Raw genomic sequence first — 13,058 nt, 5'->3', positions numbered from 1 at the left:
AGCGTCCCCGTGACACAAGCCGAATCCTCTTCGATCCCGACGCTGACCGACGTGCTGGTCCCAGGCAAGCCGGTGCCGGCGCGTGCGTCCGCGACCGATGCGTCGCCGCGCGACGATGCCGTCCTGCCGGTGCTGACCGACGTGGTCGCGCCAGGCCATCCGGCCGGGGCGTCCGCCGGGCTGGAATACCAGGGAACCGACCCCGAATTCGTGACGATCGAGCCGGTGCCGACGCCCGATGTCCCGACGGTCGAGCTGCCGGGCGACAGCGATGCGCCGGCGCAACCCGGTGCCGCCGGGCACGTCGTCGCCGAGGAGTCGGCCGCAGCGCAGGCGCCGTTGCGCTCCGCGCTGGTCGACGACGACTCGCAGCAGGCCGACGTTGCCGCGACGCCGCGCGATGCCGCCGACGCGAAGCGGTCTCATGCGGTCGAACCGGCTGCCCACGGGCTGGCGACCGATCATCTTGCTCATGCAGTGCACCCGGAGTCGCAGGCGGCCGCCGCGCTGACGCCTGAGGACGCGCAACATGTCGCCGAGCGTCTGCGCAACCGGCTGACGAATTATCTGACCGGGGAAGGGCGCGAGGCTATCGAGGCCCGCTGTCGCGACGCGCTGCACGACCATACGGCCTGGCTCGTCGGCCAGATCACGCGCGAGGTGGCGCTGGCGCTCGAAACCGAAGTGATGGAGTGGGTTCGCGACGCGGTCGACGAAGAGATCGCTCGCCGACGGACCGGGCATTCAGGCTGAGTGCCCGGCGGATTTCGTGCGCTGACGCCGCGCGCGGCGCCGGCCATCGTCGCTGACGATCGCTGATTCTGCTGCAACGGGAGGCATGAAATCGTGCCGGGCCCAAAGCGCGTCGCACGCGCCCGGCCATCCGGTTCAGTGCAGCGAAAGCACCCACTGCGCGAGCGTGTGCGCTTCGACGCTCGTCAACTGCGTATTGGCGGGCATCGGCACGCCGCCCCACAACCCGACGCTGCCCTTCACGATCGATTGCGCGAGGTAATCGACTGCGTCGGCGCGTGCCCCGTACTTGCCGGCGATGTCGTGGAACGACGGGCCCATCAGCGGCTTGCCGACCGCATGGCAGGCCATGCAGTTCTTGCGCTGCGCGAGCATGAGTCCGTTGGCGGCTTGGTCGGCGGCCTGGTCCGCGTGTGCCGCCGCCGCGCTGCCGGTCAGCAGCGCCACGAGCAGCGCGCGCAATATCGTCTGTTTCATGCGGTTCTCCGCCGGCTGAAACGGCCGGCTTCACGGTCCGCGCATTATAAAAGCAAAGGGAAAGCGCGTTTTGCGCGTTTCCCCGGTGGCCATTTGCAATGGGGCCGCATGACTTGCGTGCTGCGTCAGCCGGTGACGGCGCCCTTGTTCGCCGGACGGGCCAGTGCCGCATACTTCGCGAGCACGCCACGCGTGTAGCGCGGCGCCGGCTGTTTCCACGCGGCGCGCCGGCGGGCGAGCTCGGCGTCGTCGACGTTCAACTGCAGCACCAGCCGGTGCGCATCGATCGTGATCGAGTCACCTTCCTGCACGAGCGCGATCGTGCCGCCGACGAAGGCTTCGGGCGCGACATGCCCGACCACCATCCCCCAGGTGCCGCCCGAGAAGCGGCCGTCGGTGATGAAGCCGACCGATTCGCCGAGCCCCTTGCCGATGATCGCCGACGTCGGCGCGAGCATTTCCGGCATGCCCGGCCCGCCCTGCGGGCCGAGATAGCGCAGCACCAGCACGTCGCCCGCGCGGATCCGGTCGCCGAGGATCGCGTCCATCGCGCTTTGCTCGTCGTCGAACACGCGCGCCGGACCCGTGATTACCGGGTTCTTCAGGCCGGTGATCTTCGCGACCGCACCGTCTTGCGCGAGGTTGCCCTTCAGGATCGCGAGATGCCCTTCCTTGTACAATGCGCGATCGATCGGGAAGATCACCTTCTGGTCCGCGCGCGGCACGCCCGGCACGTCCTTCAGCTCCTCGGCGATCGTGCGGCCGGTGATTGTCATGCAGTCGCCATGCAGCAGCCCCGCATCGAGCAGGATCCGCAGCACCTGCGGGATGCCGCCGGCCTGGTGCAGGTCGGTCGCGACGTACTGGCCGGACGGTTTCAGGTCGCAGATCACCGGCACGCGCTTGCGGATGCGTTCGAAGTCGTCGATCGTCCAATCGACCTCGGCCGCGTGCGCGATCGCGAGATAGTGCAGCACCGCGTTGGTCGAGCCACCGGTCGCCATGATCAGCGACACCGCGTTCTCGATCGATTCCCGCGTAATGATGTCGCGCGGCTTCAGGTCGCGCTTCACGGCCTCGACCAGCACGCGCGCGGATTCGGCGGCCGAGTCGACCTTCTCCTGATCGGGATTCGCCATCGTCGACGAGTACATCAGCGACATGCCGAGCGCTTCGAACGACGAGCTCATCGTGTTCGCGGTGTACATCCCGCCGCACGACCCTGACGTCGGGCACGCATTCTTCTCGACCCCTTCGAAATCCTCCTGCGACATCCGGCCCGCGGTGAACTCGCCGACCGCCTCGAACGACGACACGATCGTCAGGTCGCGGCCTTTCCAGTGGCCAGGCCGGATCGTGCCGCCGTACACATAGATGCCCGGCACGTTCAGCCGCGCGAGCGCGATCATGCCGCCAGGCATGTTCTTGTCGCAGCCGCCGACCACCACCACGCCGTCCATCCACTGGCCCTGCACGCAGGTCTCGATGCAGTCGGCGATTACTTCGCGCGAGACGAGCGAGTACTTCATGCCTTCGGTGCCCATCGACATGCCGTCCGAGATCGTCGGCGTGCCGAAGATCTGCGGGTTCGCATCCGCCGCCTTTACCGCCGCGACGGCCGCGTCCGACAGCCGCTGCAGGCCTGAGTTGCACGGCGTGATCGTCGAATGGCCGTTCGCGATGCCGATCATCGGTTTGTCGAAATCGTCCTTCTGGTAGCCGAGGGCGTAATACATCGAGCGATTCGGCGAACGGGCCACGCCTTGCGTGATGTGCTTCGAGCGACGGTTGTACGGCATGGGGGACTCCATCGTTGTATTGGCGACGCTCGCGGGCGGCGCGCCGGTTCGGTCGATCAAGAATGGCGTTTCCGGTTTGGGATGTCCAATATATTATTTGTCCTCTATTAAGTCATTCTTCGAATGAGTGAGACATGGCCGACCCGACACCCGATCTGCGCCAGTGGCGCTATTTCGCGACCGTTGCCGACGAGCGCCATTTCGGCCGTGCGGCCGAGCGCCTGTCGATGACGCAGCCGCCGCTGTCGCAAGCGATTCGGGCGCTGGAGGACGCGCTCGGCGTCGCACTGTTCGCGCGTACCAAGCGCTCGGTCGCGCTGACGGCGGTCGGTGCGGCGCTGCTGCCTGACGTGCGCCGGCTGCTCGCGGCGGCCGACGCGCTGCCGCCGCTCGCGCGGCGTCTCGCACGCGGCGAAGCCGGTTCGCTGTCGCTCGCGTTCGTGTCGACCGCCGACTACGGGCTGCTGCCGTCGCTGCTGCGCGCGTTCGGCGCACGCTATCCGCAGGTGCGGCTGCAACTCGCGGAGGCGACGAGCGACGTCCAGATCGACGAACTCGTCGCGGGCCGCATCGACGCGGGACTCGTGATTCCGCCGGTGCCGCCGCGCCACGCGGCCGCGCTATCGTACCTGCCGGTCGTGCGCGAGCCGCTGGTGGTCGCGATGCCGGCGGCCGCGGCGCCCGGCGTGTCTGAAGACGAGCCGGTGCATCTGGCCGAGCTGGCCGCGCTGCCGCTCGTCATCTTCCCGCGCCGTTTGGCGCCCGGCTTTTATGACATCATTACGGGCTGCTACGGCGCGGCGGGGGCAACCCCGCGCATCGGCCAGGAAGCGATCCAGATGCAGACGATCGTCAGCCTCGTGTCGGCCGGCATGGGCGTCGCACTGGTGCCGCAGTCGTTGCGTAACCTGCGGCGCACCGGCGTGGTCTACCGGCCGCTCGCCGGCGACGCGCCGGTCGTCGAGACGGGCCTCGTGTGGCGCACGGGCGATGTCAGCCCGGTGCTCGCCGGCTTCATCGACGTCGTGCGCGAGCACGGTCTCGCCGCATGATGCGAACGATGGCGCGCCGGCGCCGTCCAATGCGCGGTGCGGCGCCAGTGCGAGCGCCGTACCGCATTCGAAAACTTCATCGCTAATCCATGATCATTCACCCGAATTTCGACCCCGTAGCGATCCATCTCGGGCCGCTGGCCGTGCGCTGGTATGGCCTCATGTATCTCGTCGGTTTCATCGCGGCGATCGTCGTCGGCCGGATCCGCCTGAAGCTGCCGCACGTCGCGGCGCAGGGCTGGACCGCGAAGGACATCGACGACATGATGTTTTACGGCGTGCTCGGCACCGTGCTCGGCGGTCGGCTCGGCTACGTGCTGTTCTACAAGGCCGACTTCTACTTCTCGCATCCGCTCGATGTGTTCAAGGTGTGGGAAGGCGGGATGTCGTTTCACGGCGGCTTCCTCGGCGTGACGCTCGCGATGGCGCTGTTCGCGTGGCAGCGCAAGCGCCACTGGCTGCAGGTTACCGATTTCGTCGCGCCGATGGTGCCGACGGGGCTCGCGGCCGGCCGGCTCGGCAACTTCATCAACGGCGAGCTGTGGGGCCGTGTGACCGATCCGAATGCGCCGTGGGCGATGTTGTTCCCCGGCGCGATGCGCGATGACGCGGCGTGGCTGCCGAAGCACCCGGCACTCGTCGAGAAGTGGCACCTGGCCGACGTGTTCATGCAGTACCAGATGTTGCCGCGCCACCCTTCGCAGCTTTACGAAATCGCGCTCGAAGGCATTGCGCTGTTCTTCGTGCTGTTCTTCTTCTCGCGCAAGCCGCGGCCGATGGGTGCGATATCCGCGCTGTTCCTGATCGGCTACGGGCTCGCGCGCTTCACGGTCGAATTCGCGCGCGAACCGGACGACTTCCTCGGCCTGCTCGCCCTCGGCCTGTCGATGGGGCAGTGGCTGTCGCTGCCGATGATTCTCGCGGGCATCGCGCTGCTGGTGTGGGCGTATCGCCGCCGGGCGGCGAGCGTGGCTGCGTGATGTAGCATGCGTCATGCAGTATCGTCCCGCGCGAGCCGTATGACGCGTAATGCGTGATGCGATACGGATGCGCACGATCGGCGTGCGCACCGCTCGCAGGATCCCGAACGAAAAACGCCGGCCTTCAGGCCGGCGTTTTCGCGTCTGCCGCGGGTTGCGCGACGTGCGTCACTTCATCTGCACCGAGCCGTTGACGGTGACCGACACGGTCGCCTTGCCGCCTTCGACCGAGATCGGCGCGCTCATCTTCGCGCTGTCCATCGGTGCCGCCGCCATCGCCATCATGCGCGGATACGGCTGCACGTTGCGGCTGCCGCCGACGTTCACGTCGCGGATCGAGTAGCTGTTGTAGCCGAAGGCCTTCGCGGCTTCGTCCGCGCGCGCGCGGAACGACTTGATCGCTTCGGTCGTGAGTTTTTGCTCGGCCGCGCGCTGCGCTTCGGGCGACAGCGAGAACTCGACGTTCGCGACCTGCATCTGGTTAGACAGCTGGCCCGCGAGCTTCGATGCCGCCGAGAAGTCGCGGGATTCGAGCACGACTTCGGTACGGCCGCGCCACGCGGAGATCTTGCCGTCACGATCGGTGCTCGGATACACGGAGAATGCGCCGGTGCGCGCGGTGACGCCCGATACCCCCTTCGCTTGTGCGAGCGCCGCGTCTGCCCGCTGGTTGAGCGCGGACGTCAGGCTGCCCGGGTCCTTCGCCTGCTGTTCGTAGAACAGCGTGATGTGAATGATGTCCTGCGGCACGTCGGCGCTCGCCTGCGACGACAGCGACAGCACGCCGGCCGGTTCCGGAAAATGCGGGTTCGCTGTCTGCGCGTGCGCGGCCGGCGACGCGAGCGTCAGCGCGACGGGCACGGCGGCGGCGAGGGCGAGCGACAGCGCGAGTGCGGATTTCTTGGTCATTGTTGGACTCCTTGTGCGAGGGCGCGCATGCGGATCTCGCGTGCGCGACGCGGGCGTACCGCGCGACGAAAAAAACGACAGTCGCCCCGATCGGGCGACAGCGGTTGCTTAGGCTGCGCCAACGCGTCGCGAGTTCCGTGGCTGCGGCGTGTATTGACCGGATTTGACCTTTTGCGCGTGTCCGGCACGCATGCGCGTACTGCGCGCGCCTACTTCATCAGCTTTTCGGTGATGAAGCGCCATTCGGCGCGCGTGACGGGCGTGATCGACAGCCGGTTGCCGCGTGCGAGCACGCGCATGTCGGCGAGCTCGTCATGCTCTCGCAGCACGGCGAGCGGCACGAGCGGCGACTTCTTCACGAAGCGCACGTCGACGAGCAGCCAGCGCGGTGCTTCCTGCGTCGACTTCGGATCGTAATACGGGCTTTTCGGATCGAACTGGGTGGGGTCGGGGTAGGGCGTCGACGAGACTTCGGCCAGGCCGGCGATGCCCGGCTCGGGGCAGCTCGAGTGATAGAACAGCACGCCGTCGCCGATCTTCATCGTGTCGCGCATGAAATTGCGCGCCTGATAGTTGCGCACGCCGGTCCACGGCAGCGAATGCTGTGGCGCGCGTGCGAGATCGTCGATGCTTGCTTCGTCCGGTTCGGACTTCATCAGCCAGTATTGCATGGATCGTAATCGACGCAGACAGGGCATGAAGATCTGTCTGCTTGCGCGTTCCGCATGCAGACAGACGCTGAAAAAGGAAACGGCATCGGGGTTCCCCGATGCCGTTGGATAGGCCCCCACCTTGGCCGCTAGGCCGGCATCCTGAACCTGAGGTTCAGAATTGGTCGCAGTTAGCAGCACTTCGGGTACATCAGACAGAGTGACGCGCGCGCCCGTGCTACAAATTTCCGCAACCGTGCACATGGCATTGGTTCAAGGAATATATGACCTTGGCGAACCAGGCAGGGAAGCTGACTGAACTGTGTTTCGTTGCGCCAATTTGACCACCGTTGATCGCCGAGATCAAGGGGAATCGACGCATCGATCAAACGTTATTGCGTCTCGTGCTGTGCGAGCACCGCGCCGAGCTGTTCGTTCATCTGGTGCATTGTACGACGGATTTCTTCCGCCGGAAATGCTTCACCGTGACGCACGCTCGTTTGCAGTCGCAGCAATTCGGATGCAAGCGACAGTGCCGCCATCACCGCGATGCGGTCGGTGCCGCGCACGGAACTGTTCGCGCGGATCTTCGACATTTCGGCGTCGACACGTGCGACGGCCTCGAGCAGCGCCGCTTCGGTCTCGGCCGAACAGGCGAGCCGATAGGGCTGACCGAGAATCGAGACTTCGATCTGCTTGGTGCTCATGCATGTTCTCCGTGGCTGGCCGCGTCGTCGCCATCCGTGCGCGCCTGCGCATCCAGCAGGTCGAGCTGGTTGTCGGCTTGCTCCGCGCTCTTCGTGCGCGGCAGCTTTTCGAGAATCGCGTTCAGTTTGACCTGGGCGTCGTCGATCTTCGCCGACAGCGTGTCGCGCTCGGCCGCGAGCGCATTGCGTTCGTCGCGCAGTTGCGCGAGTTCCGCGCGGACCGTGTCCGCTTCCGCGCGCAGTTGCGCGACTTGCTCCTCGAGCGCGAGCCGTTCCGAGTGATAGCGCTTGTTCAGCGAGATCAGACGGCCAATATTTTGAGATAAGGTTTCGAGTTCGTTGAGCATTTGCTGCGTCCTCTAAAGACCCAGCATTTTAGCGCGGAATAACGCGCATTCCGACATCTGTAACGTTTCCAGTCGTAACACCCCGGCTTCTTGCCGCGAATTCGCGGCTCCGGCGTGTTCGCGGCGCGCTCCCGGCATACGTTCGGCCGCTTTCTTGACGCTCGCGCGACCCGCTCCTAAACTGGCGCCGCCTCGGTGCTCGCGCGTGCGTCGCGCGGTTAAACGGGAAGCAGGGCGCGCTTCGCATGGAGATCGCCAACCTGCGCTGCCCCCGCAACGGTAAGCGGCCGCGTCGGACGACGCAGGTCGGCTCGGGCGCGTTTCGCGTGCAGGTCGCACGCGGGCGCGGGCCACTGCGCGTGATACGCGCGGGAAGGAGAGCCGGTACGCCGCCAGCCCGGATACCGGCCGAGGCGAGGAGCCTGCACGGCTTCATGGCGCGCGGCCTGCGGGGAAGCGGGGCGCGCAGTGCTTCACGGGATTCGTCTTCGATGCTGACCCCAATCGTCCGTCCGCCCTTCGGCGCATGCCGCGGCGTGGCGCATCCCGCCGTCGCGCGTACTGCGACGGCGGCCGGTTTGCCCGGATCGTCGACGACGCGGGCCGTTGCGGCGTCGGAACCTGTCGCGCCGCGCGACGACGTGCCGTTGCCGCCCGAAGTCGCGGTCGCCGAGCCGATCATGCGTGAGGGCGACGCGCCCGCGATGACGATCGACCGGATCCGGCGGCTTCCACTATATTGCGCAGAATGTCCGCCGCACGCAGGTGCGGCTCGATGGATCGTGGCCATGTCACGCGGGTGCGACCGACGCTCGGCCGTTCGCCCGCTTGCGGGACGCGATCGGCGAAACGCCGGAATCCGAATGCCGATCGTGACGCGCGCTATCGTGCGCCGTCGGCCGTGCATCGCTCGCGTTGCCGCACATGGGTCTGACATCCGCGCCGCGTGCGCGATGACCTCCGCGGGGCGCGGTTCGTCCGTGCGCGCATCAACAACCTGTTCGACGAGGAAGACAAGCTTGCGTATGCCTGCAACACGCCGGAGCGCGACGCCGATGCCGTGCCCGGCCGGCAACGATGGTCAGCGCAAGCATCGCGCATCATGCGCGACGCCGTGCGGAGCATGAACGCCGCGCGCGCCGCCGCGATCTGGACCGCGCTCGCGGCCGTGGTCGCGTTGCTGTTCGTCGCATCGCTGTCAATCGGAAGCGTGCCGATGTCGCCGTGGCAGGCGCTCGCATCGCTCGTGCCGCACGGTGGCGACGCACTGTTCGCCGACATCGTGCGCACGCTGCGGTTGCCGCGTGCGCTCGCCGGGTTCGCGTGCGGCGCGCTGCTTGCGCTGGCCGGTGCATTGCTGCAGGTGCTGCTGCGCAATCCGCTCGCGGAGCCTTATGTGCTCGGCGTGTCCGGCGGCGCGGCCGGCTTCGCGCTGGTCACGATGATCGCGGGCGGCGCGTGGTGGCTCGTCGATGCGTCCGCGTTCGCCGGCTCGCTCATGTCGGTCGCGCTCGTGCTCGGGCTTGCTCGCCGCGAGCTGTGGCGCGGCGACTCGCGCGACGCATCGCCGCGGCTGCTGCTCACGGGTGTCGTGATCGCGGCCGGGTGGGGCGCGCTCGTCACGCTGCTGCTGTCGCTCGCGCCCGATGCGCGACTGCGCGGCATCATCTTCTGGCTGACGGGCGACCTGAACGGCGTGACGGCGCCGTGGTTCGCATGGGGCGCGCTGCTGGTGGCCGCATGCGTCGCGCTGCCGGCCGCGCAGCAACTCAACGTGCTGCTGCGCGGCGACGCGACCGCACTCGCGCTCGGCGTGCCGGTCGCGCGAGTGCGCATGCGGATCTACCTCGTCGCGTCACTGGCCGCTGCAGCCGCGGTGACGACGGCCGGCACGATCGGTTTCGTCGGCCTCGTCGTGCCGCACGCATTGCGGCTCGCATTCGGCAACGACCAGCGCATGCTGTTGCCCGCCGCGATGCTCGCGGGCGGCGGCGGCGTGATGGCAGCCGACCTGCTTGCGCGTACAGCAATCGCGCCCGCGCAATTGCCGGTCGGCGTGATGACCGCGTTGATCGGCGTGCCGGTGTTCCTGTGGATGTTGCTGAGGAGACCGATGCGATGACGCACGCCGTAGCGCACCCTGCAGGCGACATGACCTATGGGGCGATCGATCTCACGCTGAAGGCCGGTGAACGGACGCTGCTCGACGGCTTCACGCACGCGTTCCGGCCTGGCGAGATCTGGTGTGTCGCGGGGCCGAACGGCGCCGGCAAGACGACGCTGCTCGCCACGCTCGCGGGCCTGCAGCGACCGGCCGGCGGCCACGTCGAGATCGACGGCCGGCCGCTTGCCGCGTGGCCGCCCGAAGAGCTCGCACGGCGCCGTGCAATGATGCCGCAGCAATTGCACGACGCGTTCAGCGCGACGGTATTCGACACGGTGCTGCTCAACCGCTTCCCGTATCTCGGCGGCTGGGGCTGGGAGCGTGACGGCGACCGCGCGGCCGCGCACGATGCGCTCGCGACGTTCGGCCTGACCGCACTCGCATCGCGCGACGTGCTGTCGCTGTCGGGCGGCGAGCGGCAGCGCGTCGCGCTGGCCGCGACGCTGTGCCAGGACGCGCCGCTGATGCTGCTCGACGAACCGCTCGCCCATCTCGACCTGCATCACCAGATCGATGGGCTGACCGCGCTGAGCGCGTGGCTCGACGCGGGCCCGCGCACGGTGCTGTTCTCATGCCACGACCTGAATCTTGCGCGGCGTTTCGCGACGCATGCGCTGTTGCTCGACGGCCGCGGCCATGCGTGGGCGGGCCCCGTTCATGACGTGCTGACGCCGGCGCGCGCGAGCGACGCATTCGGCTATCCGCTCGTGCTGATTCGCGAGAACGGCCGCGACGCGCTGCTGCCTGCGTGGCCCGAGCGACGATGAACTTCCTTCTTTCGATGCGCGGCACCGGCCGCCCCAGCGAGGCAACCTTTTGATGACGAACCCGACCACCGACTTCCCGCCCGCGATCGCGGCGCTCGACGACACGCTGCGCAAGCGCCTGCAGCACGTGATCGATCACAAGACCAAGCCGCCCGGCAGTCTCGGCCAGCTCGAGGCGCTCGCGCTGCAGATCGGCCTGATCCAGCATACCGAGAAGCCACGCGTACAGCGTCCGGTGACCATCGTATTCGCCGGCGACCACGGGATCGCGGCCGAGGGCGTAAGCCCGTATCCGCAGGCGGTTACCGCGCAGATGGTCGCGAACTTCCTGGCCGGCGGCGCGGCGATCAATGCGTTCTCGGGCGTCGCGCAGAGCGTGCTCGAGATCGTCGATGCGGGCGTCGCGTCGCCGCTGCCGGTGTCCGACCGGCTCGTGTCGCTGCCGGTCGCGCGCGGTACGCGCAACTTCGCGGCCGAACCCGCGATGACGCTCGACGAAGCGAAGACGGCGCTCGCGGCCGGTGCGGCGCGCGTACGCCTGCACGCGTCGCTCGGCACGAACGTGATCGGCTTCGGCGAAATGGGGATCGCGAACACGTCGTCCGCTGCATGCCTGATGAGCCGTCTGCTCGACGTGCCGGTCGACGCGTGCGTCGGGCGCGGCACGGGCCTCGACGACCAGGGGCTCGCGCACAAGCGCGCGGTGCTCGGCCGCGCGCTCGTCCGGCACGCGCATGCGATCGCGCCGCTCGATGTGCTCGCGACGTTCGGCGGCTTCGAGATCGCGATGATGACGGGCGCGTATCTCGCGGCCGCGAGCGAGCGGATGACGATTCTCGTCGACGGTTTCATCGCGACGGCCGCGCTGCTCGTCGCCGAGCGCATCGCGCCCGGCGTGCGCGACTACTGCGTGTTTTCGCATGCGTCGCACGAGGCCGGGCATCGGCGCATGCTCGAGCATTTCGGCGCGAAGCCGTTGCTCGCGCTCGACCTGCGTCTCGGCGAAGGCACGGGCGCCGCGCTTGCGCTGCCGCTGGTGCGCGCGGCGGTCGCGTTCCTCACCGAGATGGCGAGCTTCGAATCCGCGGGCGTCGACAATCGTGACGCCTGAGCGCGCGGGCGGTGTGCGCGCCGAACTGCGCTATTTCCTCGTCGCGCTCGGCTATTTCACGCGCGTGCCGGTGCCGCGCGCGATCGGCTACGCAGCCGGCGATCTCGACCAGGCCGCACGTTACTTTCCGCTGGTCGGCGCGTGCGTCGGCGCGTGGGGCGCGCTCGTCTACCTTGCGGCGCTGCGCGTGTTCCCCGCGTCGATCGCGGTCGGCCTGTCGATGGCCGCGACGCTGCTCGCGACCGGCGCGTTCCACGAGGATGGCCTGGCCGACAGTTGCGATGCGTTCGGCGGCGGCTATGCGCGTGACGACGTATTGCGCATCATGCACGATTCGCGAATCGGCACGTTCGGCGCGGTGGCGCTCGTGATCGCGCTCGGCCTGAAATGGCAGGCGCTCTCGGCCATGCCGCCGCTGCGCGCCGCGTGGACGATGATCGCCGCGCATGCGGCGAGCCGCGCGGGGGCCGTGAGCCTGCTGATGTCGCTCGACTACGTTCGGTCGGAGGGTAAGGCGAAACCGGTCGCGCAGCGCATGGGCGCACGCGCGGCCTGGATCGCGGCCGCATTCGGGCTGCCGTGGCTGTTCTGGCCGGACTGGCGCGCGGGGCTCGCGGCGTTCGTGGCGCTCGTGCTCGTACGCGCATGGGCGGCCCGCTATTTCGTGAAGCGGATCGGCGGCTATACGGGCGACTGCCTCGGCTTCGCGCAGCAGTTGGGCGAGCTGGCGATCTATCTCGTGGTGCTCGGATGGATCTCGTCCTGATTCGCCATCCGGCGGTCGATGTCGAGCCGGGCGTTTGCTACGGACGCAGCGACGTGCCCCTCGCCGCATCGGCCGAGGCCGGTGCGCGGGCTGTTCGCGAGCGTCTGGCGGCACTCGGGGCGCCGTTGCCCGAGCAGGTCTGGACGAGCCCGCTCGCGCGTTGCGCGTCTGTCGCCGAGCGGCTCGCGCAGGCGTTCGGCGTGCCGTTGCGGCGCGATGCTGGCTGGCAGGAAATGGACTTCGGCGCGTGGGAGCTGCGGCGCTGGGACGATATCGACCGCGCGGCGCTCGATGCGTGGGCGGCCGACCTGATGCATGCGTGCGCGCATGGCGGCGAAAGCGTCGCACGGTTCGCCGCGCGTGTCGCACGGATCGCGGACGCGGTCGCGCGGACCGACGCGCCGCAATGGGCGCTCACGCACGCAGGCGTGATTCGCGCATTCGCATCGCATGCGTTGCGCGTGCCGCTCGATACGCTGCTGTCGCGACCGGTGCCCACGGGCGGCGCCGTCTGGTTACGGACGCAGGATGCCGCCCGCGCATGGGAAGTCGTCCACTGGGACGAATAGGTGGCCG

14 protein-coding genes, 1 other RNA gene and 1 riboswitch are annotated in these 13,058 nt (G+C 68.3%); of the genes, 8 read left to right on the top strand and 7 right to left on the bottom strand.

The window, feature by feature from the left end; translation table 11 throughout:
- Positions 1–9 precede the first annotated feature (9 nt).
- A complete protein-coding gene (locus WI26_RS11905; protein ID WP_069226014.1) occupies positions 10–753 on the top strand; it encodes a DUF2486 family protein in 744 nt (247 codons plus the stop codon).
- 135 nt (positions 754–888) lie between these two features.
- Here the strand turns inward: WI26_RS11905 and WI26_RS11900 are convergent, their stop codons facing one another.
- Positions 889–1,230: a c-type cytochrome gene (locus tag WI26_RS11900; RefSeq protein ID WP_069226013.1), complete on the bottom strand. Its 342-nt coding sequence runs from the start codon at positions 1,228–1,230 to the stop codon at positions 889–891.
- Between the two features lie 125 nt (positions 1,231–1,355).
- The gene (ilvD, locus tag WI26_RS11895) at positions 1,356–3,029 is read right to left on the bottom strand and encodes a dihydroxy-acid dehydratase (protein ID WP_059914528.1); all 1,674 of its coding nucleotides are present in this window, start codon (positions 3,027–3,029) and stop codon (positions 1,356–1,358) included.
- 134 nt (positions 3,030–3,163) lie between these two features.
- Here ilvD and WI26_RS11890 point away from each other — a divergent pair, with 134 nt between their 5' ends.
- The gene (locus WI26_RS11890; protein WP_069226012.1) at positions 3,164–4,081 is read left to right on the top strand and encodes a LysR substrate-binding domain-containing protein; all 918 of its coding nucleotides are present in this window, start codon (positions 3,164–3,166) and stop codon (positions 4,079–4,081) included.
- An 89-nt stretch (positions 4,082–4,170) separates the two neighbouring features.
- A complete protein-coding gene (gene lgt / locus WI26_RS11885; protein WP_059468252.1) occupies positions 4,171–5,061 on the top strand; it encodes a prolipoprotein diacylglyceryl transferase in 891 nt (296 codons plus the stop codon).
- A 168-nt stretch (positions 5,062–5,229) separates the two neighbouring features.
- Here lgt and WI26_RS11880 read toward each other — a convergent pair whose 3' ends face one another.
- The 5 genes from WI26_RS11880 to WI26_RS11860 all read right to left on the bottom strand — a co-directional run bounded on the left by WI26_RS11880 (position 5,230) and on the right by WI26_RS11860 (position 7,674).
- A complete protein-coding gene (locus tag WI26_RS11880; RefSeq protein WP_059450986.1) occupies positions 5,230–5,970 on the bottom strand; it encodes an SIMPL domain-containing protein in 741 nt (246 codons plus the stop codon).
- Between the two features lie 209 nt (positions 5,971–6,179).
- On the bottom strand, positions 6,180–6,641 hold the full coding sequence (locus WI26_RS11875) for an EVE domain-containing protein (protein ID WP_059538438.1): 462 nt from the start codon (positions 6,639–6,641) through the stop codon (positions 6,180–6,182).
- A 109-nt stretch (positions 6,642–6,750) separates the two neighbouring features.
- Positions 6,751–6,932: non-coding RNA, 6S RNA (gene ssrS / locus WI26_RS11870), on the bottom strand.
- 80 nt (positions 6,933–7,012) lie between these two features.
- Positions 7,013–7,327: a cell division protein ZapA gene (locus tag WI26_RS11865; protein WP_011885730.1), complete on the bottom strand. Its 315-nt coding sequence runs from the start codon at positions 7,325–7,327 to the stop codon at positions 7,013–7,015.
- Entirely contained in the window at positions 7,324–7,674 is a 351-nt protein-coding gene (locus tag WI26_RS11860) for a hypothetical protein (protein ID WP_059468250.1), read from the bottom strand. Before WI26_RS11860 ends, WI26_RS11865 begins: the two co-directional genes overlap by 4 nt.
- A gap of 176 nt (positions 7,675–7,850) precedes the next feature.
- Positions 7,851–8,102, top strand: a riboswitch (cobalamin riboswitch).
- 674 nt (positions 8,103–8,776) lie between these two features.
- Between WI26_RS11860 and WI26_RS11855 the strand changes: the two genes are divergently transcribed.
- From WI26_RS11855 to cobC, 5 genes are read left to right on the top strand one after another with little or no spacing between them, the layout of a single operon-like run.
- Positions 8,777–9,796, top strand: a complete 1,020-nt coding sequence (locus WI26_RS11855) for a FecCD family ABC transporter permease (RefSeq protein ID WP_236849309.1) — start codon at positions 8,777–8,779, stop codon at positions 9,794–9,796.
- Complete coding sequence (locus WI26_RS11850) at positions 9,793–10,605, top strand: ABC transporter ATP-binding protein (protein WP_069226011.1); 813 nt, start codon at positions 9,793–9,795, stop codon at positions 10,603–10,605. The genes WI26_RS11855 and WI26_RS11850 overlap by 4 nt, the downstream gene beginning before the upstream one ends.
- Before the next feature lie 52 nt (positions 10,606–10,657).
- The gene (cobT, locus tag WI26_RS11845) at positions 10,658–11,716 is read left to right on the top strand and encodes a nicotinate-nucleotide--dimethylbenzimidazole phosphoribosyltransferase (RefSeq protein WP_069226010.1); all 1,059 of its coding nucleotides are present in this window, start codon (positions 10,658–10,660) and stop codon (positions 11,714–11,716) included.
- Positions 11,706–12,482 (top strand): adenosylcobinamide-GDP ribazoletransferase, encoded by a 777-nt coding sequence (locus WI26_RS11840; protein ID WP_069226009.1) that lies wholly within the window; start codon positions 11,706–11,708, stop codon positions 12,480–12,482. Before cobT ends, WI26_RS11840 begins: the two co-directional genes overlap by 11 nt.
- Entirely contained in the window at positions 12,467–13,051 is a 585-nt protein-coding gene (gene cobC, locus WI26_RS11835; protein WP_059511698.1) for an alpha-ribazole phosphatase, read from the top strand. The genes WI26_RS11840 and cobC overlap by 16 nt, the downstream gene beginning before the upstream one ends.
- The last annotated feature ends 7 nt before the right edge of the window (positions 13,052–13,058 follow it).

It is taken from the genome of Burkholderia diffusa (assembly GCF_001718315.1).
GTDB lineage: Bacteria > Pseudomonadota > Gammaproteobacteria > Burkholderiales > Burkholderiaceae > Burkholderia > Burkholderia diffusa_B.
This window is presented reverse-complemented; position numbering and strand designations above follow the sequence as displayed.

Bases quoted from the DNA above. Each gene is read 5' to 3' on its own strand.
- WI26_RS11900 (WP_069226013.1), bottom strand. From the start codon at position 1,230: ATGAAACAGACGATATTGCGCGCGCTGCTCGTGGCGCTGCTGACCGGC.
- ilvD (WP_059914528.1), bottom strand. From the start codon at position 3,029: ATGCCGTACAACCGTCGCTCGAAGCACATCACGCAAGGCGTGGCCCGT.
- WI26_RS11890 (WP_069226012.1), top strand. From the start codon at position 3,164: ATGGCCGACCCGACACCCGATCTGCGCCAGTGGCGCTATTTCGCGACC.
- lgt (WP_059468252.1), top strand. From the start codon at position 4,171: ATGATCATTCACCCGAATTTCGACCCCGTAGCGATCCATCTCGGGCCG.
- WI26_RS11880 (WP_059450986.1), bottom strand. From the start codon at position 5,970: ATGACCAAGAAATCCGCACTCGCGCTGTCGCTCGCCCTCGCCGCCGCC.
- WI26_RS11875 (WP_059538438.1), bottom strand. From the start codon at position 6,641: ATGCAATACTGGCTGATGAAGTCCGAACCGGACGAAGCAAGCATCGAC.
- WI26_RS11865 (WP_011885730.1), bottom strand. From the start codon at position 7,327: ATGAGCACCAAGCAGATCGAAGTCTCGATTCTCGGTCAGCCCTATCGG.
- WI26_RS11860 (WP_059468250.1), bottom strand. From the start codon at position 7,674: ATGCTCAACGAACTCGAAACCTTATCTCAAAATATTGGCCGTCTGATC.
- WI26_RS11855 (WP_236849309.1), top strand. From the start codon at position 8,777: ATGCGCGACGCCGTGCGGAGCATGAACGCCGCGCGCGCCGCCGCGATC.
- WI26_RS11850 (WP_069226011.1), top strand. From the start codon at position 9,793: ATGACGCACGCCGTAGCGCACCCTGCAGGCGACATGACCTATGGGGCG.
- cobT (WP_069226010.1), top strand. From the start codon at position 10,658: ATGACGAACCCGACCACCGACTTCCCGCCCGCGATCGCGGCGCTCGAC.
- cobC (WP_059511698.1), top strand. From the start codon at position 12,467: ATGGATCTCGTCCTGATTCGCCATCCGGCGGTCGATGTCGAGCCGGGC.